The 23,611-nt window shown below is 62.6% G+C and carries 21 protein-coding genes; 15 read left to right on the top strand and 6 right to left on the bottom strand.

Features of this window, described 5'->3' with window-relative positions; all coding sequences use genetic code 11:
- Window positions 1-22: 22 nt before the first annotated feature.
- Both BM413_RS08675 and BM413_RS08670 read right to left on the bottom strand, forming a co-directional pair.
- A complete protein-coding gene (locus BM413_RS08675; RefSeq protein ID WP_091912384.1) occupies window positions 23-1,480 on the bottom strand; it encodes an NAD-dependent succinate-semialdehyde dehydrogenase in 1,458 nt (485 codons plus the stop codon).
- Window positions 1,481-1,671: 191 nt separating this feature from the next.
- A complete protein-coding gene (locus BM413_RS08670) occupies window positions 1,672-2,619 on the bottom strand; it encodes an AEC family transporter (protein ID WP_091912383.1) in 948 nt (315 codons plus the stop codon).
- A 116-nt stretch (window positions 2,620-2,735) separates the two neighbouring features.
- On the opposite strand from BM413_RS08670, the gene BM413_RS08665 reads away from it, so the two are divergent.
- The 7 genes from BM413_RS08665 to BM413_RS33060 all read left to right on the top strand — a co-directional run bounded on the left by BM413_RS08665 (window position 2,736) and on the right by BM413_RS33060 (window position 8,728).
- Complete coding sequence (locus BM413_RS08665) at window positions 2,736-3,290, top strand: histidine phosphatase family protein (RefSeq protein ID WP_091912381.1); 555 nt, start codon at window positions 2,736-2,738, stop codon at window positions 3,288-3,290.
- A 136-nt stretch (window positions 3,291-3,426) separates the two neighbouring features.
- Entirely contained in the window at window positions 3,427-3,711 is a 285-nt protein-coding gene (locus BM413_RS08660; RefSeq protein ID WP_091912840.1) for an acyl carrier protein, read from the top strand.
- Window positions 3,712-3,754: 43 nt separating this feature from the next.
- Window positions 3,755-4,945 carry a beta-ketoacyl-ACP synthase gene (locus BM413_RS08655; protein WP_091912378.1) on the top strand — a complete coding sequence of 397 codons (1,191 nt, stop codon included), beginning with the start codon at window positions 3,755-3,757 and terminating at the stop codon, window positions 4,943-4,945.
- Between the two features lie 17 nt (window positions 4,946-4,962).
- On the top strand, window positions 4,963-6,234 hold the full coding sequence (locus BM413_RS08650) for a beta-ketoacyl-ACP synthase (protein ID WP_091912376.1): 1,272 nt from the start codon (window positions 4,963-4,965) through the stop codon (window positions 6,232-6,234).
- Window positions 6,235-6,447: 213 nt separating this feature from the next.
- Window positions 6,448-7,476: a zinc-binding dehydrogenase gene (locus tag BM413_RS08645; protein ID WP_091912372.1), complete on the top strand. Its 1,029-nt coding sequence runs from the start codon at window positions 6,448-6,450 to the stop codon at window positions 7,474-7,476.
- Between the two features lie 33 nt (window positions 7,477-7,509).
- A complete protein-coding gene (locus BM413_RS08640) occupies window positions 7,510-8,490 on the top strand; it encodes a lipid A biosynthesis lauroyl acyltransferase (RefSeq protein WP_091912370.1) in 981 nt (326 codons plus the stop codon).
- Between the two features lie 67 nt (window positions 8,491-8,557).
- Window positions 8,558-8,728 (top strand): hypothetical protein, encoded by a 171-nt coding sequence (locus BM413_RS33060; protein WP_175544283.1) that lies wholly within the window; start codon window positions 8,558-8,560, stop codon window positions 8,726-8,728.
- A gap of 29 nt (window positions 8,729-8,757) precedes the next feature.
- Here the strand turns inward: BM413_RS33060 and BM413_RS08635 are convergent, their stop codons facing one another.
- From BM413_RS08635 to BM413_RS08620, 4 genes are all read right to left on the bottom strand, one after another.
- On the bottom strand, window positions 8,758-9,684 hold the full coding sequence (locus BM413_RS08635) for a dimethyl sulfoxide reductase anchor subunit family protein (RefSeq protein ID WP_091912838.1): 927 nt from the start codon (window positions 9,682-9,684) through the stop codon (window positions 8,758-8,760).
- A gap of 4 nt (window positions 9,685-9,688) precedes the next feature.
- A complete protein-coding gene (locus BM413_RS08630; RefSeq protein ID WP_091912368.1) occupies window positions 9,689-10,456 on the bottom strand; it encodes a 4Fe-4S dicluster domain-containing protein in 768 nt (255 codons plus the stop codon).
- Window positions 10,453-13,302 carry a molybdopterin oxidoreductase family protein gene (locus BM413_RS08625; RefSeq protein WP_091912366.1) on the bottom strand — a complete coding sequence of 950 codons (2,850 nt, stop codon included), beginning with the start codon at window positions 13,300-13,302 and terminating at the stop codon, window positions 10,453-10,455. The genes BM413_RS08630 and BM413_RS08625 overlap by 4 nt, the downstream gene beginning before the upstream one ends.
- 148 nt (window positions 13,303-13,450) lie before the next feature.
- On the bottom strand, window positions 13,451-13,876 hold the full coding sequence (locus BM413_RS08620; protein WP_091912364.1) for a L,D-transpeptidase: 426 nt from the start codon (window positions 13,874-13,876) through the stop codon (window positions 13,451-13,453).
- Between the two features lie 312 nt (window positions 13,877-14,188).
- Here BM413_RS08620 and BM413_RS08615 point away from each other — a divergent pair, with 312 nt between their 5' ends.
- From BM413_RS08615 to BM413_RS08580, 8 genes are all read left to right on the top strand, one after another.
- Window positions 14,189-15,790 (top strand): flavin monoamine oxidase family protein, encoded by a 1,602-nt coding sequence (locus BM413_RS08615; RefSeq protein ID WP_091912362.1) that lies wholly within the window; start codon window positions 14,189-14,191, stop codon window positions 15,788-15,790.
- 5 nt (window positions 15,791-15,795) lie between these two features.
- Window positions 15,796-16,254 (top strand): c-type cytochrome, encoded by a 459-nt coding sequence (locus BM413_RS08610; protein ID WP_348272896.1) that lies wholly within the window; start codon window positions 15,796-15,798, stop codon window positions 16,252-16,254.
- 65 nt (window positions 16,255-16,319) lie between these two features.
- The gene (locus tag BM413_RS08605) at window positions 16,320-16,820 is read left to right on the top strand and encodes a RidA family protein (protein ID WP_091912358.1); all 501 of its coding nucleotides are present in this window, start codon (window positions 16,320-16,322) and stop codon (window positions 16,818-16,820) included.
- A gap of 110 nt (window positions 16,821-16,930) precedes the next feature.
- Complete coding sequence (locus BM413_RS08600; RefSeq protein WP_091912836.1) at window positions 16,931-18,208, top strand: acetylornithine deacetylase/succinyl-diaminopimelate desuccinylase family protein; 1,278 nt, start codon at window positions 16,931-16,933, stop codon at window positions 18,206-18,208.
- Window positions 18,209-18,386: 178 nt separating this feature from the next.
- Entirely contained in the window at window positions 18,387-19,868 is a 1,482-nt protein-coding gene (locus BM413_RS08595) for an ABC transporter substrate-binding protein (protein WP_091912356.1), read from the top strand.
- Between the two features lie 172 nt (window positions 19,869-20,040).
- Window positions 20,041-20,988 carry an ABC transporter permease gene (locus BM413_RS08590; RefSeq protein ID WP_091912354.1) on the top strand — a complete coding sequence of 316 codons (948 nt, stop codon included), beginning with the start codon at window positions 20,041-20,043 and terminating at the stop codon, window positions 20,986-20,988.
- Window positions 20,985-21,857 carry an ABC transporter permease gene (locus tag BM413_RS08585; RefSeq protein WP_091912353.1) on the top strand — a complete coding sequence of 291 codons (873 nt, stop codon included), beginning with the start codon at window positions 20,985-20,987 and terminating at the stop codon, window positions 21,855-21,857. The genes BM413_RS08590 and BM413_RS08585 overlap by 4 nt, the downstream gene beginning before the upstream one ends.
- Window positions 21,854-23,593: an ABC transporter ATP-binding protein gene (locus BM413_RS08580; RefSeq protein WP_091912351.1), complete on the top strand. Its 1,740-nt coding sequence runs from the start codon at window positions 21,854-21,856 to the stop codon at window positions 23,591-23,593. The genes BM413_RS08585 and BM413_RS08580 overlap by 4 nt, the downstream gene beginning before the upstream one ends.
- Window positions 23,594-23,611: the final 18 nt, after the last annotated feature.

The following is a 23,611-nucleotide window of genomic DNA, read 5'->3' as shown; positions in this document are numbered from 1 at the left end:
GACGGGTTGGTGCCTGACAGGATCAGAGGCCGAGGCCGCCGATGCAGACATATTTGGTGTCGAGATAGTCATCCATGCCCTGATGGCCACCCTCGCGACCCAAGCCGGATTCCTTGACGCCGCCGAACGGCGCTTCCGGCGTGGTGATCAGGCCTTCATTGACGCCGACCATGCCGTATTTCAGCCCCTCCATCACGCGGAAGGCACGGCCCAGGTCGCCGGTGTAGAAGTAGGAAGCGAGACCGAATTCGGTATCGTTGGCAAGCTCCACGCCCTCTTCTTCCGTTTCGAACTTGAAGACGGGTGCGACGGGGCCAAAAATCTCGTCCTTCATGAACTTCATGTTCGGCGTGGCGTTGGCAATGACGGTCGGCTGGAAGAAGGAGCCGCCCAGCGCGTGGCGCTTGCCGCCGGCAACGACCTTGCCACCATTGGCGGTAGCGTCCGCGATGAACTCCTCGACCTTCTCGACGGCCTTCTCATCGATCAGCGGGCCCTGCTGCACGCCGGCTTCCAGGCCGGGACCGACCTTGAGATTGTTGGAGGCAGCGGCCAGCTTCTCGACGAACTTGTCATAGATGCCTGCCTGTACGAAGAAGCGGTTGGTGCAGACGCAGGTCTGGCCCGAATTGCGGAACTTCGCGGTGATAGCACCTTCGACCGCGCGGTCGAGATCGGCATCGTCGAAGACCAGGAACGGCGCGTTGCCGCCGAGTTCCATCGAGACCTTCTTGACCGTCGAAGCCGACTTCTCGATCAGCATCTTGCCGACCTCGGTCGAGCCGGTGAAGGTGATCTTCTTGACCAGCGGGTTGGCGCAGATCTCGTCGCCAATCTCGCCTGCCGAGCCGGTGATGATGTTGACGACGCCCTTCGGGATGCCGACTTCCTCGCACAGCGCACCCCAGGCCAGGCCTGAGTAAGGCGTCTGCGATGCAGGCTTGACCACGGCGGTGCAGCCGGCGGCGAGTGCGGGGCCGATCTTGCGCGACAGCATCGAGGACGGGAAGTTCCAAGGCGTGATCGCGGCGATGACGCCGACCGGCTCCTTGGTGACGAGGATGCGGCGATCGGCCCACGGCGACGGCACGATATCGCCATAGGCGCGGCGTGCCTCTTCGGCGAACCACAGCACGTAAGCGGCCGACGAGCCAACTTCGCCCTTGGCTTCGGTCAGCGACTTGCCCTGCTCCAGAGTAAGCAGTTCGGCCAGTGCGTCCTGATTGTCCATGATGGCGTCATGCAGCTTGCGCAGCCACTTGGAGCGCTCGAGCGCCGAGGTCTTGCGGAAGGTCTTGAAGGCCTCGCTGGCAGCCTCGATGGCGCGGCGCGTCTCGGCAGCACCTGAGCGCGGAACGGTGCCGATCTTCAGGCCGGTCGCCGGGTTGATCACGTCGATGGTCTTGCCGGAATCGGCCTGCACCCATTCGCCGTTGATGAGGTTGGCCTGCTTCATGAAGTGGCTGGTTTTCTGCAACATCGTTCTCGCCTCTCGTGCAGCGCGTCAGTGCACGCTGATCCTCTGGAATTCGATGAACCGGACGAACGAAGCGCCCGGCGGGCCGTCGTGTCTGGCCTTGAATATAGGCTCGATCGACGATCGCGCCACCTCTTACCTTAGGGAGTGCTGTTGGATCAATCGCCTTGATCCATGGACGGACTGGTCCAGCGCTATCCGAAGACCATCTGGGCAATCGTCAGCCACAGTGCCGTTGTAACGACGGCGCAGGCGGTGGCGATGGTCATCTGGTTCGAGGCAAGCGCCTGCCCGGTGCCAAACTGCGTGGCAATGAGATAGGAATTGACGCCCGCCGGCAACGAGGCTGCAGCCACCGCGACCTTGGCCGACATCGGCGGAAGGCCAAACAGCCACGCCGCCCCGAGTGCCGCCGCCGGCATCAGGAACAGCTTAAGCGTCGAAAGGACCAGGGCGGGCCGGACATTGCCCGAAATGCCGAACCTGCGCAGGCCAAGACCCATCGCAAAAAGCGCCAGCGGTCCGGCGACATCTGCAAGCGCGTCGACAAGCCGGACGGCCAGCCCCGGCAGCGGCAGGCCGGTGAGACGCCAGAGCACGCCTGCAAAAATGCCGATGATCAGCGAGTTCTTGTAAAGACGGCGCAGAAAGTCGCGAGCAATGTGCAGCGGATGGACGCCGTTCTTCCTCCCGCCGAAAATCTCGAACAGGATGATCGAGGCGGCCAGCATTGTCGGCAGATGCACCGAGATGATCAGCGACAATATCTCGACCCCCTGATGCCCGAAAACACCCAGCATGAAGGGAAATCCAAGCAGGAGCACGTTGGAAAAGGAGGCAGCAACGCCACCCACGACACCCGCCTGCGAATCCCGCCCGAAGATTCTCGTCATCGCGAGATGCCCGGCGGTCCATGTCACCGCAACCGCGGTGAAATAGGTCGCCCAAAGCGCCCACGGTGCCGAGCCGTGGAAATCGGCGCTCACCATCGTGCGGAACAACAGCACCGGCAGAGCGACCCCGACCGCGAACTGCGAAAGCGCGTCGCCCACATCCGTCTTCAAATAGCCGGTCAGCCCGGCGAGATAGCCAAGCATCACAAGACCGAATACGAAAAGGACGGTTTCGACGAGGGGAGACATTTTCTCCCTGATAGGCGAGCGAAGGCTTTAGCGCAATCGCCACCGACATCTCGCCCGGCTTGCCTTTCATGACGGTTTCGCATCCCTATATCCCTCTTGTGGGGTTAGGGTTACGCATGCAGAAATTCGTCATCGCTTTGTTTTTATTGTTTTCGCTATCGCCGGCACAAGCGACGGAAGCGGGCTGGGCCCTGCTGCGCGACGGCGGCCATGTCGTACTTCTGCGCCACGCGATGACGCCCGGAACCGGCGAGCCGACCAATTTCGATATCGAGAAATGCGGCACGCAGCGCAATCTGTCGGATCGCGGCAAGCAGCAGGCACGCAAGATCGGCGCGCTTTTCGCAGCCCGTGCCGACACCACCGACCGTGTATTGTCCAGCCGCTACTGCAACGCGCTCGAAACCGCCCGCCTGGCATTCGGCGACCGGATCGTCGAGCCCTTCGCGCCGCTCGACCGGCCTGCCCCGGACGGCTCGACGCTGAAGGCGCAGGACGATGCGGTCATGCAGGAAATCCGCTCATACAGCGGCTCTGGAAACCTTATTCTCGTCACACATCTGGAAAATATCACCGCACTTACCGGCGGCCCGGCGCGAGAAGGCGAAGCCGTAATCGTGCGCCCGGAGGGTGAGGGACTGCATATTCTGGGGCGAATCGTCTTCAATTGATGGCATGGGAATTGCCCGTGCTTCCCCTGCGCCTAGCCGGCAAAGGCCGATTTGGTCTTTTCCTGCCCGGAAAAACGGATTAGAGAGCCGAACAAACATGCGCGGATGGAATCCGCCCGCACTTGAAGGAAAAGCCGTGTCCACGACATTCGAGAAAGTTGCCAAGATCATCGCCGACACGAGCGAGATCGACATCGACACCATCACCCCGGAAAGCCACACGATCGACGATCTCGGCATCGACAGCCTTGATTTCCTCGACATCGTGTTCGCGATCGACAAGGAATTCGGCATCAAGGTGCCGCTGGAAAAGTGGACGCAGGACGTCAATGACGGCAAGGCATCCACCGACGAATATTTCCTGATGAAGAACCTCTGCGCCAAGATCGACGGCCTCGTCGCGGCAAAGGCAGCAGTCTGACCCCCTTGACGGGGACAGGCCGCCCGACCGACAACAACCGCCCATGAGCGCACACGACGTCGTCATCACCGGTATCGGCCTTGTCTCTTCGCTTGGCGAAGGCACCGATGCGCATTGGCAGAAATTGACCGCAGCCGGCGCCGAGCCGGTTGTCGATTCGTCACGCTATGCGCCCTACTCCATCCATCCCCTGCCCGAGATCGACTGGGGCCTGCAGATCGCCAAGCGCGGCGACCAGCGCCAGATGGAAACCTGGCAGCGGCTCGGCACCTATACGGCCGGCCTTGCGCTGGACGATGCTGGCATCAAGGCGGACGAAGCGCTCTGCGCGACCATGGACATGGTGGTGGCTGCCGGCGGCGGCGAACGCGACGAAACGGTCGACAACGCCATCCTCGCCGCTTCCGAAAGCCGCAACGACCGCGACGTGCTGCTCAACGAGAAACTGACGACCGAACTGCGCCCAACGCTGTTCCTGGCGCAGCTTTCCAATCTGCTCGCCGGCAACATCTCCATCGTCCACAAGGTGACCGGCTCGTCTCGCACCTTCATGGGCGAGGAAGGTGCTGGCGTCTCGGCCGTGGAAACGGCTGCGGCGCGCATCCGTTCGGGCCAGTCGACCCATATGCTTGTCGGCGGCGCATTCCAGACCGAGCATTCCGACATGCTGCTCGGCTACGAACTCGGCGGCTATCTGCACCGCGGCCCGTGGAAGCCGGTATGGCAGCGTGATGGTTCGGAAGGCGGCGGCGTCGTCAGCGGATCGGGGGCGGCTTTCCTGGTGCTCGAATCACGCGAACACGCCAAGGCGCGCGGACGTCACATCTACGCCCAGCTCGGGCCGGTGATTTCCGGCCGTGCCCGGCGCCGCAAGGAAGACCTCTCTGAGGTCGTCAGCGCGATGCTTGAGAAGACCGCCCTGCTGGACGGCCCGTTGCTGACCATGTCGGGCGCATCGGGTGCGCATGCCGCGACAAAGGCCGAGAAGGCCGCATTCGAAAAGAACGCCGCCCTCGCCGCGCGTGCCTTCGGAACGCTGACGGGCCACATGAAGGAAGCACAGTTTCCTTTCGCCGTCGCGCTGGCAGCACTCGCCATCGACCGCAAGGCCGGCTATCCGGCCTTTGACGCGACGGTGGAAAAACCTTTCGAAGGAATTCCGCACACCGTTCTGGCAACGGCGGTCGGCTATCACTATTTCGAGGGCATGGCGCTCGTCGCCGCTGCTGATTGAACCGCCGGGAAACGGACATGGCTAAATACAACGACCATCTCGGCAGGCCGATCGTCGCCGTAACCGGCATTGGCGTTGTCACCTCGCTCGGCGTCGGCAAGGCCGACAACTGGGCAGCGCTTACCTCGGGCCGCTCCGGCATCCATCCGATCACGCGGTTCCCCATCGATCATCTCAACACGCGCATCGCCGGCACGGTCGACTTCCTGCCGTCGAGCGACAAGGGCGCCAGCGCCCTGACCTATGAGCTCGCCGAGACCGCCGGCCGCGAGGCGATCGCGGAATCAGGCCTCGACCCCGATGATTTCGGCGGCCCGCTGTTCCTTGCCTCGCCGCCGGTCGAGCTCGACTGGCGCGAGCGCTTCTCGCTCTACAACACCGGTAAGGACGGCAGCGCCTCCGACCGCCTGCTGACGGTTGCCCGCAACCTGCCGACGCTCGATACTTTCGAGACCTCGCAATTCGGCTCGATCGCCGCCCGCCTCGCCGACGAATTCGGCACGCGCGGCCTGCCGATCACGCTGTCGACTGCCTGCGCCTCGGGCGCGACCGCGATCCAGCTCGGCGTCGAGGCGATCCGGCGCGGCGAATGTGATCGCGCGCTGTCGATCGGCGCGGACGGTTCGGTTACCGCCGAAGCGCTGATCCGATTCTCGCTGCTGTCGGCCCTGTCGACGCACAACGACATTCCCGAAAAGGCCTCGAAACCCTTCTCCAAGGACCGCGACGGCTTCGTCATCGCCGAAGGTTCGGCCGCCCTCGTGCTCGAATCGCTCGAAAGCGCGCTGGCGCGCGGCGCAACCGTGCTCGGCATCTTGCAGGGCTGCGGCGAAAAGGCCGACGACTTCCACCGAACCCGCTCCAAGCCGGACGGCTCGCCGGCCATCGGTGCGGTCAAGGCAGCCCTGTCCGACGCCGGGCTTGGCGAGAACGGCATTTCCTATGTCAACGCGCACGGCACCTCGACGCCGGAAAACGACAAGATGGAGCATCTGTCGCTGTCGACCGTGTTCGGCGAGCGCATGCGCACCACGCCGATCTCGTCCAACAAGTCGATGATCGGCCATACGCTGTCTGCCGCCGGCGCCATCGAGGCGGCATTCTCGCTGCTGACGATGCGCGAAGGCGTCATCCCGCCGACGATCAATTACGACAATCCCGACCCGGCGATCGAACTCGACGTGGTGCCGAACAAGAAGCGCGACGCCGAGGTCGCCACCGTGCTTTCCAATTCCTTTGGCTTCGGCGGCCAGAACACCTGCCTTGTCATGGCGCGGGAACCGGTCTAGTAGCGGCCATCGACATCTTTCGGCATTTTGGTGCGTCCTTCGAGGCTCGCTTCGCTCGCACCTCAGGATGAGGACGTTGGCGCCATGCTTCACCCGAGTTCTGACGCGCAAGCGTTCAAGAGGTCAGGTGAATCGCACAACCTCCCTCATCCTGAGGTGCGAGCGAAGCGAGCCTCGAAGGACGCACCGTTCTAGATCGGACCCCGGAAACATATGCGCGCACTGCAACTCATCGAAGACCGCCGCCTCGAAACGGTTGACCTTCCGGAGCCGCCGGCACCGGCGCTCGGTGAGGTCACGCTGCGCATCAAGGCCGTGGCGCTCAACCACATCGATGTCTGGGGCTGGCGCGGCATGGCATTTGCCAAGCGCAAGCTGCCGCTGGTCGTCGGCGCGGAAGCGTCGGGCGAAGTCGAGGCCGTCGGTCCCGGCGTTTCGAACCTCGCGCCGGGCCAGCTCGTCTCGATCTACGGCGCGCGCACCTGCGGCCTCTGCCGCCCCTGCCGCGAAGGCCGCGACAATCTCTGTGAACACGTCTCGGGCGTGCATGGCTTCCATCTCGACGGTTTTGCGCAGGAAAAGATCAACCTGCCGGCGCGCCTGCTGGTCCCTGCCCCTCCCGGCGTCAGCGATATCGGCGCGGCGGTCGCGCCAGTCACCTTCGGCACGGTCGAGCACATGCTGTTCGACAACGCGAAGCTCCAGCCTGGCGAGACGATCCTCGTCCATGCCGGCGGCTCTGGCATTGGCTCAGCCGCGATCCAGCTTGCCAAGAAGATGGGCTGCACGGTCATCACCACCGTCGGCTCCAACGACAAGATCGACAAGGCCAAGGCGCTCGGCGCCGACCACGTCATCAATTACCGCGAGGACCGTTTTGAGGGCGTCGTGCGCAAGCTGACGAAGAAGAAGGGCGTCGACGTCGTCTTCGAGCATGTCGGCAAGGACACCTGGGCCGGTTCGATGTTCAGCCTGAAGCGCGGCGGCCGCCTCGTCACCTGCGGCTCGACCTCCGGCGTTTCGACCGAGATCAACCTGATGATGCTGTTCCAGCAGCAGCTGAAGCTGCTCGGCTCCTTCGGCTGCCGCATGGAAAACATGGCCGACGCCATGCAGAAGATGGCCGCCGGTCTGGTCGCGCCTGTCATCGACACGGAGGTCGATTTCGATTCCATCGATGCTGCGCTGAAGCGCATGGAAGGCCGCGATGTGTTCGGCAAGATCATCCTGCGCGTCAATTGATGCAGTCACTCAAGCTACGGGCCCGGTGAGACCGTGAAAGCCTTCCTCTACCGCCTGTCGCAGCGGCTCAAGATGGCCAACTACTGGCTGGTTGCGCAGCTTGCCAAGGCGCTGCTTTCCATGTTGCGCCTGCTGCCCACCGACAAGGCGCTGAACTTCGCCGATCGCGCCGGCCGCCGTGTCGGCCCGCTGGTCGGGCGTCATCAGGTAGCGCTCAACAATCTGCGCCAGGCTTTTCCGGAAAAGAGCGAAGACGAAATCCGCTCCATCGCGCTCGACATGTGGGGCAACATGGCCCGGCTGGCGGCGGAATACATCTTCCTCGACCAGCTCTTCGACTACGATCCGAAAGCCACGCAACCCGGTCGCATCGAGGTGCAGGGCGAGCGCATTTTCGAGCACATCGCGGCCGAGCAGAAGCCGCATATCCTGTTCACCGGCCATCTCGGCAATTTCGAACTGCTGCCGATCGCCGGCGCGACCTTCGGCATGAAGGTGACGGCTCTGTTTCGGCCGCCCAACAATCCCTACATCGCCGATTACATCCTCTCGACGCGTCGCTCGACCATGGGTGACCTGCTCGCCTCCAAGACGGGCGCGTCTTTCACGCTTGCCCGCATCCTGGAAAACGACGGCACCATCGGCGTGCTCGTAGACCAGAAATTCATGCGTGGCCTGCGCACGACGTTTTTCGGGCGCGAGTGCGAGACTAGCCCGCTTCTGTCGAAACTTGCCCGGCAATATGATTGCGACGTCTACCCTGCCCGCTGCATCCGCCTGCCGAACAACCGGTTCAGACTGGTGATCGAGAACAAGCTCGAACTGCCGCGCGAAGCCGACGGCTCGGTCGATCTGACCGCCACCGCTCAGCTCGTCAACGATGTCGTCGAGCGCTGGGTGCGCGAGGATCCGGGTCAGTGGATGTGGTTCCACAAGCGCTGGGCGCTGTCGAAGAAGAAGCGTGGACGCGGTCGCAAGCAGGCACCTGCCCAAACGCCGAACACATCGGCGTGATAGAGGTTTTCTGGTCGTAACAAAGTCCGATTTCAGCCGTTCATATTTCGTGATAATGAGAATGGCTATGGACAAGCGGACCGCAAAGAACCAATCGAACGCCGCAGGCGCAGCACTGTGGACACCCTGGGGTCTGCAGCACCGCCCCGAGCGCAATGCGCAGAAGCTGGCGATCCAGAGGCTGATCAAACGTCTGGCTGCGCTGGACAAGCGCCGTAAACTGCGGCCGGCCGGCTAATTCTCCCGACCAAGCACCGGCTGCAACCTTCAACCGCCGTAATAGTTCATGACCGCATGCCGGGCTTCGGCGAAGAACAGCCAGCGTTCCGTCAGCATGCCAAGCGCATGAATCACAACGGCAAGCGTGGCGATGAAGGCGGGAAACAGCCCGTTTTCCGCACCAGTCAACAACAGGCCAAGAAACAGCAAGACCGGAATTAATCCGCCAGCAATCAGGGCGACAAGCCAAAGCTTGCCTGCATGCTTGCGCGCGACCTTGAAGCCCATTTCCCGCGTCAGATAGTTTTCGGTGACATGCGGCCGCTCGAACAGGCGCACATGACCGATACTGCCCAGACCGGTCGCACTTTCGGGCGTCGAAAGTGGCACCAGCCTTTTCATGTGGTCGCGCCACAGCGCCTTCACCGCCCAGGCTGCGATGAGGAACATGATTGCCAGGATTGGAACAAGAACAGTCCTGCCGCTGCCGCAGAAGGCGAAGAAACCGGCAAGGACAAAGCCGCCGGCAACAGCAAACAGCAGATAGCAGAGCGGCGTCAGCGGCGTGTTCCAGGTCTGCACGGATTTCAGCGAGGCATAGATCATGCCGGTGCAATAGACTGTCACGAGGCACAGCACCGTGCCGAGCAGGCCGGGAAGCAGCAGATAGCGGCTTTCGAAGATTGCCATCCACGCCGAGAAGACGAGCGGCAGGAAAGTGAGGATCGCCATGACGCCCTCCCGCGACAGCCAGCTCGACCGCCATTGCGACAGCGCCCGCCAGGCGCGCTGCGGATTGCCGAGATGCAGCGTCGAGGACAGAAGCCCGCCGCCGATCAAGGCCAGCGCCAGCACATGGGCCAATTTCGTGGCGATTGCAGCAGGATCGAGCAGGCCGAGGCCGAGAACGGCGGCAAGGCCGTAGCCGAGGCCGGACAACGTCGTGAAGAGGATGATAGAGGGAGCCGGATGCATGAGATCAGATACGGTCCAGCATGCCGTCGAGCCAGGCAAAAAAGCCCTTGGCGCCGTCGGTGTTTTCCGCCAGCGGCAAACCCCTCGCGCTGTCGGCAAGGGATTTTCGCGGGCGCGGCGGCAGGTATTTGTTGACCGGCCGCGTGCCCTGCTCCGGCATCAGGTCCATGCCGCCGCGTTGGGCGACCATGATCGAAACATCGGAGTGCGTGTCGGCAAGATCGCCGAAATGGCGGGCATTGGCCGGGCATGTGCGCACGCAGGACGGCACGCGGTCCACTTCCTCGAAGGTCTCGTTGTAGATACGGTCAATGCAGAGAGTGCATTTCTTCATCACGCCTGCGGCAACGTCCATCTCGCGTGCGCCATAGGGGCACGCCCAGGCGCATAGCCCGCAGCCGATGCACTTGTCCTCGTCGACCAGCACGATGCCGTCGGCCGACCGTTTGTAGGACGCGCCGGTGGGGCACACGGTGACGCAGGGCGCATCCTCGCAATGCAGGCAGGATTTCGGGAAATGCACGATGCGCGCATCACCCGCCTCGCCGACGATCTCGCCGCCTTCCGGCATCACCTCGAATGTGTGGACGCGATTGAGCCACGCGCCGGAAACGTCGGCACCGTAGGGGTCCTGATCGGACAGGGCCGAGCCGTAGCCGCCGGTGTTCCATTCCTTGCAGCTGACGACGCAGGCATGGCAGCCGACGCAGACATCGAGGTCGATGACGAGCCCGAGTTTTTTCGGCGTCGATTGGGCGGGCAGCATGGTCATTTCGCCCACTCCTGTCCGTAGCGAAGTTCGTCCACATGCTCATGCGCCCTGCCCGGCTCGGCGAGGGCTGGAAAATGCGGCTCGCTAATCTGCGCCTTTTCCGCCTTCTCGATGCGCACGCGCAGATCATACCAAGCCGCCTGTCCCGTAACGGGATCGGAGTTCGACCAGCGCATGCCGTCGCCCTTCGGCGGTAGAAGTTCGTGGATCAAGTGATTCATCAGGAAGCCTTTTTTGGCTTCCGGCGCGTCCCCATCGAGCCCCCAGGCGCCCCTGCGTTTGCCGATGGCGTTCCAGGTCCAGATCGTCGAGGAATTGACCGCCTCCATCCGCGCGATCTCGACTTTGATGCGGCCGTGATGCGAGATGACCCAGACCCAATCCCCATCGACAAGCCCATGCTCGTCGCAGATCGGCCCCGGCACATAGAGCGGGTTGCGGGTGTGAATCTGACGCAGCCAGGCGTTCATCGAACCCCAGGAATGATACATCGCCGCCGGCCGCTGGGTGATGGCGTGGTAGGGATAGGTTTCGCGGTCGACCAGCGCTTCCTCGAAAGGCCGATACCAGTCGGGCAGCGGCGTAAAACTATCCAGGATGCGCTGGCGATGCGTTTCCGGTGCAAAAGGCGCGCGCAGGCCCTCTGCCGATAGCCGGAACTTCTGCAGCGGCTCGCTGTAAAGCTGGAACGTCACCGGCTGCGGCGTGTCGAAGAAGCCCATGCGCACGGCAAAGTCCTGATAGGCCTGGTTCGCATGCTTGAAGAACTGCGCCTCGAGCGGGATATGCGCAGAGAAGAACGAGCCGTTCTCGATATAGCGCTTCAACTGGTCGGGATTGGCGGCTCCGCGCCCTGCTTTGTCGCCATTCAGGCCGCGAAACCCGGCGAGCGGCCCGATGCCAGGGCGGCGCTCGTGGCGCACGATGTAGTCCGCATAATCCTTGTAGATCGCCGTGCCGCGTGAATCGACAAAGGCCGGCAGCTTCAGCCGCGATCCGAGATCGATCAACACGCTCTGGAAGCCGCGCACATCGCGGTCCGGCTCGACCACTGGCCAACGGATGGCGTCCTGCACGGCGTCGGGCTCGGAAATCGGCCGGTCGAGCAGCGAGATGCAGTCATGCCGCTCCAGATAGGTCGTGTCGGGCAATACGAGGTCGGCATAGGCGACCATTTCCGAGGCGTAGGCATCCGAGTAAATGATCTTCGGGATGCGGTATTCGCCGGTCTCGGGGTCCTTGTCCTCCAGCATCTTCATGACGCTGGCGGTGTTCATGGAGGAATTCCAGGCCATGTTGGCCATGTAGAGGAACAGAACATCGATCGGATAAGGATCGCCGGCATGGGCATTAGCGATGACCATATGCATCAAGCCGTGGGCGGAAATCGGCGCATCCCATGAAAACGCCTTGTCGATGCGGGTCGGCTTGCCCTCGGCGTCGATCAGCAGATCCTCAGGCCCGCGCGGGAAACCCAGATGCGGTCCCGACAGCGGCTTGGCCGAGCCGAAATGCTCGGCCTTGCCATGCGGGGTCGGGTGCGCTTCCAACGGCTTGGGATAAGGCGGCTCGAAGCGGAATGCACCGGGACAATCGACCGCCCCGATCAGCACCTGCAGCATGTGCAGCGCCCGCGCCGTCTGAAAACCGTTGGAATGGGCCGAAAGCCCGCGCATGGCATGGAACGACACCGGCCTGCCGACGAAGTGATGATGGCGTTCGCCGTGCACGTCGGTCCAGGGCTGCTCGATGGTGATCGCCTCATCGAAGGCAACGCGGGCGATCTCTGCAGCAAGCCCGCGAATGACATCGACAGCCACGCCGGTTTCCACGGAAGCCGCTTCAGGCGCATATTTCGGGTCGAGATATTTTTCGGCCAGAAGCTGGAAGGACGGCACTGCAAAACGCCCATCGGGCAGTTCATGGCGGCCTGACAATCCCGGGCGAGCGCCTTTCGTGCCGACAGGTACGGCGCGCTCGGTGACCGTTTCAAAGATCAGCGGCTTGCCATCGGCATCGCGCGCGAACAGGCCGTGCTCGGCGGTTCCCGGCGCATCGATGACCAGCCAGGGCGCGTTGGAGTAACGGACGAGGTAATCGACATCGATCTTCCGCGCCTTGAGCAGTTCGTGAACGACCGCGAGGATCAGCAGCCCATCCGTGCCGGGGCGGATGCCAATCCAGTTGTCGGCGACGGCCGAATAGCCAGTGCGCACGGGATTGACCGAGACGAAGCGCGCGCCGTTCTTCTTGACCTTGGCGATGCCCATCTTGATCGGGTTGGAATCGTGGTCTTCCGCGACCCCGAACATCACGAAAAGCTTGGTCCTGTCCCAGTCCGGCGCGCCGAACTCCCAGAAGGCGCCGCCGATGGTCATGATGCCGCCCGCTGCCATGTTCACCGAGCAGAAGCCGCCATGCGCCGCATAGTTCGGCGTGCCAAACTGCTGCGCCCAGAAACCTGTGAGCGACTGCGACTGGTCGCGCCCGGTGAAGAAGGCGAGCTTCTTCGGGTCGTCGTGGCGCACGCCATCGAGCCAGCCTGTGGCGATCGTCAGCGCTTCTTCCCAAGAGATTTCCTGGAATTCGCCGGAACCGCGCGGGCCGGTGCGCTTCAGCGGCGCACGCAGCCTTGCCGGCGCATAATGCTGCATGATGCCGGCCGAACCCTTGGCACAGAGCACGCCGCGATTGACCGGATGGTCGCGGTTGCCCTCGATGTAGCGGATCTTGCCATCCTTGATATGCACATTGATGCCGCAACGGCAGGCGCACATGTAGCAGGTGGTCTTGCGGACCTCGTCGGCAACGGGCGTCGATAGCGCAAGACGCGGCTCGGATGTCATCGGCAGTGCTCCTCTGCCGATTCCTATAGAGCGCACGCCTGAAATGAAATGCCCGAAGACGTCATTTCACGGCAATTTTCGTCTAGACATAAACGACATGCCGCAAAGTGATTGCGGAATATGGTTTGGGCTTGGAATTTCGAATCAATCAGTTGGTGACGATGATCCGCGTGTTGCCCGGCCCCATTTCCCTGACCAGGGAATAGAACTGCGCCGCGTTCGAGGTCGCGAGGCGCACACAGCCATGCGATGCCGGCCGCCCGAGCTGCTTGACGTAGCCGGTGCCATGGATGGCATAGCCACCGCGGAAGAATACCGAGTAAGGCATCGGCGACATCTCGTATTTGCGCGAGTACCACATGCGGTGCATGCGCGTCGGCCGCCAGCTTCCTCGTGGTGTGGAAAAGCCCTTCCGAGCGGTCGATACTCTCCAGGTGTGGATGACACGGCCCTGTTTACTGACCGTCATCGTCTGCGACGAGACACTGACCCTGGCCACAAGATTATCTGCCATGGCCTGAACTGGCGCACCAGAAAGCACAAGCGTAATCGCGAAAAGCATTGCTTTGTACATGTGAATAGCCCCCTTCTTTCCGAGGCTTTACAGCTCGCGACCCAAGAAGACTGTGAAATTCTATACACCGGGTAAATTTGCTGTGGCCAATACGTCACAGCAACGGCGTAACCTGACATCCTCACCGCCACCGGACGGCGACAGCCACGCAGATTGCACCAGAACCCTTGGACCATTGTTCCATCTGGAATGCCTCCGTTGACACTGCGAGGCATCGGCATAGGTTCATCCATGCGACTGGAGCGAACCAATCGCACTCCAGTACGAAACGGCGCGACCCCTAAGCGAGCCGCCGCCACGGAGGGATGAAAAATGCAACAATATTCTCAACTTACCGGTTTGAGCCGGCGCAAGCTGTTGTCCCTGATCGGCATGACGGCCGGCAGCGCTGCCATGTATCAGGCGATGACCAGCCTGGGGCTGGCGAGTGAATCCGGCTACAAGGGGCCGATCAAGCTGGAAGGCGATCCGAAGGGCGCCTCGGTGCTTATCCTTGGTTCAGGCCTTGCCGGCATGACGGCCGCGCTCGAACTAAGGCAAGCCGGCTACAAAGTACAAATACTAGAATATAACGCCCGCCCCGGCGGCCGTAACTGGACCATTCGCGGCGGCGACAGCTTTACCGACATCGCCGGCGCGACGCAGAAATGCGAGTTCGACGAAGGGCTTTACGTCAATCCCGGCCCGTGGCGCATCCCCTATCACCACAACGGTCTGCTCGCCTATTGCAAGCGCCTTGGCGTGACATTGCAGCCATTCCAGCAGATCAACCACAACGCTTTCCTGCATTCGTCAAAGGCCTTCGGCGGCAAGCCCCAGCGCATCCGTGACATCAAGACGGATTTCCAGGGCCATGTCTCCGAACTGCTCGCCAAGGTCACCCAGAAGGGCAAGCTTGAAGGCGACGTCACCAAGGAAGACCAGGAAATGCTGCTCGAGGCGCTCAAGTCATGGGGCGCGCTCGATAGCGACTATTCCTACAAGGAAAGCCTGCATACGAGCGAATATCGCGGTTATGCGAAGGACCCCGGCGGCGGCCTTACGGCAGTGCCGGTGCCCGGCAAGCCGATAGACCTCTCGGACATACTGAGTTCCGGCCTCTGGGGCAGCCTGGAGAACTTTGCGCTCTACGAGTTCCAGACGACGATGTTCCAGCCGGTCGGCGGCATCGACATGATCGGCAAGGCTTTCGCCAAGGAAGTCGGCGACCTCATCACCTACAATGCCAAGGTGACCAAGATCGCGCAGGACGACAAGGGCGTCACCGTGACCTATGAGGACACGCAAAAGCCCGGAACGACCCAGCAGGCCAGTGCCGACTGGTGCGTCTGCACGATCCCGCTGACCATCCTCAGCCAGATCGAGATCAATGTCGGCGCACCGATGCAGGCAGCGATCGAGGCGGTGCCCTATGCTTCCTCGGTCAAGGTCGGGCTACAGTTTAAGCGCCGTTTCTGGGAAGAGGACGAACTGATCTTCGGCGGCGTCAGCTACACCGATCTGCCGATCACGCAGATTTCCTATCCAAGCACCGACTTCAACAAGGCAGGCAAGGGCGTGCTTCTGGGCTGCTACACCTGGAACGGGCCGAATTCCTACGAATTCACCTCGATGTCGCCGGAAGAACGGGTCAAGCGCGCGGTCGATTACGGCTCGCAGATCCATCCACAATACAAGGATGAGTTCGAGAACGGCGTTTCCTGGGCCTGGCACCGGTCGCCCTTCACGCTGGGCTGCGCCGGCGACTGGACGGACGAGGCGCGCAAGGAGCACTACGAAAACCTGTGCAAGATTGACGGGCGCATCGTGCTTGCCGGTGAGCACGCATCCTACATTCCCGCCTGGATGGAGGGGGCAATACTCTCCTCGCTGGATGCGATCACCCGGTTGCACCAGCGCGTGGTTGCGGGGTGATGGCCATGACGATCCATCCCTCTCCCCTCAATTCCGGAAGGCATGTCATCATGACCACCCAATCTTCCCGGGCGCTCAGCCGCCTCACCGCCACCGCCGCTTTCAGCCTGTTCACCCTGTCGGGCGCACTTGCTGATTCGGCTGGCGTCACCTTCAGCTCCGGCAACAACTTCACCGAAAAGACCGGTGAAGAACTCTACGCCAACGTCTGCGCCGCCTGCCACATGAGCGAAGGTCAGGGTGCGGTCGGCGCCGGCCATTATCCGGCGCTGGCCAAGAATGCCAATCTGGAGGCCAGCGGCTACCCGATCACCATTCTGCTGAACGGCCTGAAGGGCATGCCGCCGGTCGGCAAGATGATGAGCGACGACCAGATCGCTGCCGTGGTCAACTATGTGCGGACCCACTTCGGCAACAACTACGAGGATGCCGTGACGGCCGAGGACGTCGCCGGTAGCCGATGACAACTGAGAGGCGGCGGAATTCTACTTTCCGCCGCCTCGCCAATTATCTGATGAAGGAGAATGCGATGAAAAAGATGCGGATCGGCGCCGCCACGCTGGTGGCTGGCTTGATGATTGCGGGAAGCGCGCTGGCGGAAGATGTCGTGCGCCACAAGATCCCAAATTCGGACTTCCCGATCGCCCAGGCCGTCGAAGTACCGGCAGGCAAGACGACCGTCTATGTCAGCGGCGCCGTGCCCTCGGTGGTCGACGAAAAAGCCGAGAAGGGCTCGCTGGCCGCCTATGGCGACACCAAGACCCAGACCGAAACGGTGTTGAAGTCCATCGAGAAGACACTCACCGGCCTCAACCTGAAAATGAGCGACGTCATCAAGATGCAGGTGTTCCTGGTCGGCGACCCGGCCAAGGACGGCAAGATGGATTTCTCAGGCTTCATGGAAGGCTACACCCAGTTCTTCGGTACCAAGGAGCAGCCGAACCTGCCGACGCGCTCGGTGTTCCAGGTCGCCGGTCTCGCGGCCCCGGGGTTCCTGGTCGAGATCGAAGTGACGGCGGTGCGCCCGTAAAACAACTTTCCACCGCTCCGCCCCGCCGGAGCGGTTCTCTCCTCGACTTCACGCAAGCGATGCGCAACACTGAATGCGATCGTCAAAAGGTTCCGTTTCGCGTCGCCCGCATGAATGAAAAACTGCTGAAAACAATCGAAGACCGGACCGATGATCTGGTCGCACTTACAGCCGACCTGATCCGCTTTCCGACCATCAACCCGCCCGGCGAAGCCTATCGCCCCTGCGCCGAATATATCGGCGAGCGGTTGAAGAAACGCAGCTTCGGCGTTGAATATATTCGCGGCGAAGGCACGCCGGGAGACACAGACCGCTATCCGCGCGTCAATGTCGTTGCCCGCTTCGACGGCCGCAGCCCCGGCCCGACGGTGCATTTCAACTCGCATATCGACGTGGTCGAGGCCGGTGATGGCTGGACCGTCGATCCCTTCGCCGGCGTGGTGAAGGACGGGCGGGTCTATGGCCGCGGCGCCTGCGACATGAAGGGCGGGCTGGCCGCTTCGATCATCGCGGTCGAAGCCTTCATGGATGTCTATCCCGACTTTCCCGGCGCGATCGAGATTTCCGGCACAGTCGACGAGGAATCGGGCGGCTATGGCGGCGTCGCCTATCTCGCCGGCAAGGGCTATTTCTCCAAGCCGCGCGTCGACCACGTCATCATTCCCGAACCGCTGAACAAGGACCGCATCTGCCTCGGCCATCGCGGCGTGTGGTGGGCCGAAATCGAAACCAAGGGCGAGATCGCGCATGGCTCGATGCCCTTCCTCGGCGACAATGCCGTACGCCATATGGGTGCGGTGCTGCAGGCCTTCGAGGAAGAGCTGTTCCCCGCGCTCGACCGCAAGCAGACAAAAATGCCGGTGGTGCCCGAGGGTGCGCGGCGCTCGACCATGAACATCAATTCCATCCATGGCGGCCAGACCGAGGATTTCCGGCCCGGCCTGCCCTCGCCCAACGTGCCGGACTGGTGCCGGCTGACCATCGACAGGCGCTTTCTGCTGGAAGAAAACATCGCCGAGGTGAAGAGCGAGGTCACATCCATCCTCGACCGGCTGAAGCGCGAGCGGCCGAAATTCGACTACGACATCCGCGACATCATGGAAGTGCAACCGACCATGACCGAGCGCGACGCGCCGGTGGTGAAGGCCATAGCGCAAGGCATCCACGAAATATTCGACCGCGAGCCGGACTATGTCATCTCGCCCGGCACGTACGACCAGAAGCACGTCGCCCGCATCGGCCACATCTATGACTGTATCGCCTACGGCCCCGGCATTCTCGATCTCGCCCATCGCCCGGACGAGTGGGTCGGCATCGAGGACATGGTGCAATCGGCCAAGGTGATGGCGATCGGCCTCGACCTTTTGCTGCGCGGCAAGGCGCGTTGATTTTTGCGCGAATTGCCGCCGCGATGGTTTTGAAAGGAAAAAAGATTTCCGTTTGAGGCGTTAGCCAGCAACAAACGTGATTTACTCGGCTGCGAATTCACGCTTCTATCCGTCGATTTCGAACGAACGGGAACCGGTTTGACCGGCAGACAACTGAGGGGAATGGGAGTTGGTGACGATGAAATCCTGGAAGACGATCCTGGCGGCAGCGGCACTCGCGCTGGCTTCAAGCACCGCGGCAATGGCGGCGCGCACCGATCTCGTGCTCGGCGTGGTCCTTGAGCCGCCGCATCTCGACCCGACGGCAGGTGCTGCCGCAGCCATCGACGAAGTCGTTTACGCCAACGTCTTCGAGGGCCTGACGCGCATCGGCTCCAAGGGCGAAGTGCTGCCGGATCTGGCCGAAAGTTGGACCGTCTCCGACGACGGCAAGGTCTACACCTTCAAGCTGCATACCGGCGTGAAATTCCATGACGGCACCGACTTCAACGCCGACGACGTGAAATTCTCGCTCGACCGCGCCCGCGCGGAGAATTCCACCAACGCACAGAAGGGCCTGTTCGCGGCGATCGACACGGTGGAAGTCGTCGACCCGGCAACCGTCAAGGTCACGCTGAAGCAGCCGCAGGGTTCTTTCCTCTACAATCTCGGTTGGGGTGACGCGGTGATCGTCGCGCCGGAATCGGCGGAAACCAACAAGGAAGAGCCGATCGGCACCGGGCCGTTCAAGTTCGAAAGCTGGGCCAAGGGTTCGTCCATTAAGCTGGTCAAGGCGGACGGCTATTGGGGCGATCCCGTTTTCCTCGATAAGGCCGAGTTCCGTATCATTCCGGATGCCGCGGCCGCGATCCCTGCCCTGCTTTCGGGCGACGTTCAGGCCTTCCCCAATATGCCGCTCGGCGATGGCCTGCCGCAGATCCAGTCCGACCCGCGCTTCAAGGTGGTGATCGGCTCGACGGAAGGCGAAACCATCCTGTCGATGAACAACAAGAAGCCGCCCTTCGACAATCTCAAGGTGCGCCGGGCGATCTCTTATGCGCTCGACCGCAAGGCAATCATCGATGGCGCCTCGAACGGCTTCGGCGTACCGATCGGCTCGCATTTCGCGCCCCACAATCCGGCCTATGTCGATCTCACCGGCACCTATCCGCACGATGTCGCCAAGGCCAAGGAACTGCTGAAGGAAGCAGGCCTCGAAAACGGCTTCAAGACCACGCTGAAGCTGCCGCCTCCGCCCTATGCACGCGACGGCGGCCAGATCATCGCTTCGGAACTGCGCGAAATCGGCATCGATGCCGAGATCATCCCGCTCGAATGGGCCGACTGGCTGAAGCAGGTCTTCACCGAGAAGGATTACGACATGTCTATCGTCTCGCACACCGAGCCGAACGATATCGATATCTATTCGCGCAAGGACTATTACTTCAACTACGACAATCCGGCCTTCGACAAGGTCATCGAGGAGTTGAACCTGACCTCCGACGAGGCCAAGCGCAAGGAACTCTATGGCCAGGCGCAGAAGATCCTCGCTGACGACGCCGTGGTCGGCTTCCTGTTCGAACTGCCCAAGATCGGCGTCTGGGACGCCAAGGTCGAAGGCCTGTGGGACAATGCGCCGATCCAAGCGACGGATTTGACCAAGGTGAAGTGGGCGGAGTGACCCTCTTACCCTCCCCCTTGCGGGGAGGGTCGGCGAGCGGCCATTGCGCAGCAATGGCGGTGAGACGGGGTGGGGGGCTCGACCTTTCACCGTCGTCACCGAGCATAGCCACCCCCACCCCGCTCCGCTTCGCGGATCGACCCTCCCCGCAAGGGGGAGGGTAAGCCCCGCCATGACCGCCTACCTTTTCAAGCGCCTGCTGATCGGCATCGCGACGCTCGCAGTCGCGTCCATCGTCGTGTTTTCGATGCTGGAAATCGTGCCGGGCGACCCGGCCCGGCTGATGCTCGGCATGAATGCCACGCCGGACGCAGTGCAGGCGCTGCGCGACCAGATGGGCCTCGATCTGCCGGTGATCGTCCGTTATTTCGACTGGATCGGCGGATTGCTGACGCTGGATTTCGGCAAGTCCTACACCTATTCGGTGCCGGTCATCGATCTCGTCGCCGAGCGCGTCGTGGTATCGCTGCCGCTGGCGCTGATCGCGCTGGCATTGTCGACGCTGATTGCTATTCCCGTCGGCATTTTTTCCGCCGAACGGCGTGGCCGCGCCGCCGACACCATCTCGATGGGCGCAGCGCAGATCGGCGTCGCGGTTCCCAATTTCTGGTTCGCGCTGCTTCTGATCTACATTTTCGCGGTTTGGCTGCGGCTGGTGCCGGCCGGCGGCTTTCCCGGCTGGAGCGGTGGGGTCTGGCCGGCGCTGAAGGCCTTGATCCTTCCGGCGATTGCGCTTGCCTTGCCCCAAGCGGCGATCCTTGCCCGCGTCACTCGCTCGGCCATGCTGGAAGTGCTCGGCGAGGACTATATCCGCACCGCCCGCGCCAAGGGCATGCCGCGCCGCACGGTTCTGTGGCGGCACGCGCTGCGCAATGCGATGATCCCAGTGGTGACCATTCTCGGCCTGCAATTCGCCTTCCTGCTCGCCGGCACCATCATCATCGAGAATGTGTTTTATCTCCCCGGCCTCGGCCGGCTGATCTTCCAGGCCATCACCCAGCGCGACCTGATCGTCGTCGAAAGCGTGGTCATGCTGCTGGTCGCGGTGGTGGTAATCGTCAACCTGCTGGTCGATCTGTCCTACGCGATCGTCGATCCTCGCCTGAGGACCAACCGATGACGACGCCGGCAACAGAACCAACCAACCCGCCAGAGGCCGGCTTCGTCGCGCAGGCCTTGCGCAACCGCTCCTTCGTTATCGGCTTCGTCATCACCGCGCTTATCGCCGGCATGGCATTGCTGTCGTTCTTCTGGACGCCTTACGACGTGACGAAGTTGATCGTCGCCGACCGTATGCTGCCGCCTTCGGCAACCCATCTGTTCGGCACCGACCAGTTCGGCCGCGACGTGCTATCGATGATCATGGTCGGCGCGCGCAGTTCCATCGCGGTGGCGCTGGTGGCGGTCGGCATCGGCATGGGGCTGGGCGTGCCGCTCGGCTGCTGGGCAGCGGCGCGCGGCGGCTTCGTCGATGATTTGTTGATGCGCTTCAACGATCTCGTCTTCGCGTTCCCTGCCCTGCTTTCGGCGGTGATCATCACCGCGATCTTCGGGCCGGGCGCAATCAACGCCGTCATCGCCATCGGCATCTTCAACATACCGGTCTTCGCCCGCGTCGCGCGGGCCGGAGCGCTGGCGATATGGCCGCGCGAATTCATTCTCGCAGCGCGCGCTGCCGGCAAGAACAAGACGCAGATCACCGTCGAGCACATATTGCCCAACATCGCCAACCTGCTGCTGGTGCAGGGCACGATCCAGTTTGCGCTCGGCATATTGGCCGAAGCCGGCCTCTCCTATGTCGGGCTTGGCGTGCAGCCGCCAATGCCTAGCTGGGGGCGCATGCTGTTCGACGCGCAGACGCGCATGATGGTGGCGCCCTATCTGGCGCTGATCCCCGGCTTTGCCATCGTCTTCACCGTACTCGGCCTCAACCTTCTCGGCGACGGCATCAGCGACATCATCGACCCCAAACTGCGGCGGCAGCGATGAGCCTGCTGGAAATCGAAAACCTGACGCTGTCGATCGGCAACACCCCGATTCTAAGGAATATCGACCTGACGCTCGGTGCCGGCGAGGTCATGGGGCTTGTCGGAGAATCCGGCTCTGGCAAGTCGATGACGGCGCTGACCATCATGCAGCTTCTGCCGCAGGCGGCGCGCGCGCAAGGCAAAGTCCGCTTCGATGGCATCGATATCCTGGCTGCAACCGAAGACCAGATGTGCGCCCTGCGCGGCGATGATATCGGCATGGTGTTCCAGGAGCCGATGACCGCGCTGAACCCGGTCAAGACCATCGGCGAGCAGGTTGCGGAGGGCATACGCTGGCACACCGGCGCGAACCGCGCTGAGGCCGAGGAGCGCGCCCGCAAAATCCTCGACCGCGTCGGCCTGCCCGAGGCAAAATTTCCGCTGACGCGCTATCCGCATGAATTGTCGGGCGGCCAGCGCCAGCGCGTGGTGATCGCGATTGCCTGCGCGCTGAAGCCGAAACTGCTCATTGCCGACGAGCCGACCACCGCGCTCGACGTCGTGCTGCAGGCGCAGATTCTCGACCTGCTGCGCGATCTGGTCAATGAGACTCGCATGGCACTGCTGCTGATCTCGCACGATCTGGCCGTCGTCACCGAGATGGCCGACCGCATCACCATCATGCGCCATGGCGAAGTGATGGAGGAAGGCGACACGGCGCGAACGCTGTCGGAGCAGTCGCATCCCTATACGCGGCAGCTGGCTTTGGCTTCGATGCATGTGCCGGCGCGCCGCCCCATCTCCCCCCTCGAGGGGGAGATGTCGCCAAAGGCGACAGAGGGGGTTGCATCAGGAGGAACCGCCCATGCGCCGAGCACTGCCGAGGTGACCCCCTCTGGCCGCTCCGCGGCCATCTCCCCCTCAAGGGGGGAGAAAGCGCCGTTGCTTGTCGTTGAAAACGTTACGCGCGACTATCCCGGCAGGCGCACATCCTGGCTCCGCAAGCCGGAGCCGGTCCGTGCCGTGAACGACGTCTCCTTCACGATGAAACAGGGCCAGTCGACCGCGCTGGTCGGCCGTTCCGGCTGCGGGAAATCGACGCTTGCCCGCATGATCCTGGCGCTAGACAAGCCCACCGGCGGCGCTATCCGCTTCATGGGCGAAACCTTGACCGGCAAGGACGAAGCCCAGCTGAAACCGGCGCGGCGCAACATGCAGGTGGTGTTTCAGGATCCTTACGGTTCGTTCAATCCCCGTCACAAGGTCGAGCGGCTGGTGGCCGAGCCGCTGCATGTGCTGGAAAAACAGCCCGCTACCAAAGAGCGACGCGAACTCGTCGCCCGCGCGCTGCACGAAGTCGGCCTGAAGCCGGCGGACATGGACAAATATCCGCACGAGTTTTCCGGCGGCCAGCGGCAGCGCCTGTCGATCGCCCGCGCCATCATCACGCGGCCGAAGCTGGTCGTGGCCGACGAGCCGGTCTCGGCGCTGGACGTGTCGATCCGCGCGCAAATCCTCGATCTGTTTGCCGACCTCAACCAGCGGCTCGGCGTCGCCTATCTCTTCATCACGCATGACCTTTCTGTCGCCCGCGCCATCACCGACGAGGTCATGGTCATGCATGAGGGCAGGATCGTCGAGCGCGGCAGGACCAACGAGGTTCTCGACAACCCGCAGTCGGAGGCCGGAAAGGCACTGGTCGCCGCCACGCCGGATCTGCGCCGGGCGATTGCGAAAAGATTGCAGGAACAGGGGTGAACGGCCGGACGAACTAAG

Origin of the sequence: Mesorhizobium sp. YR577, assembly GCF_900116595.1 — a bacterium.
In the GTDB taxonomy this organism is placed as follows: domain Bacteria; phylum Pseudomonadota; class Alphaproteobacteria; order Rhizobiales; family Rhizobiaceae; genus Mesorhizobium_M.
Note: the sequence above shows the minus strand (reverse complement) of the source record. Positions and strands in the feature narration are given on the sequence as shown.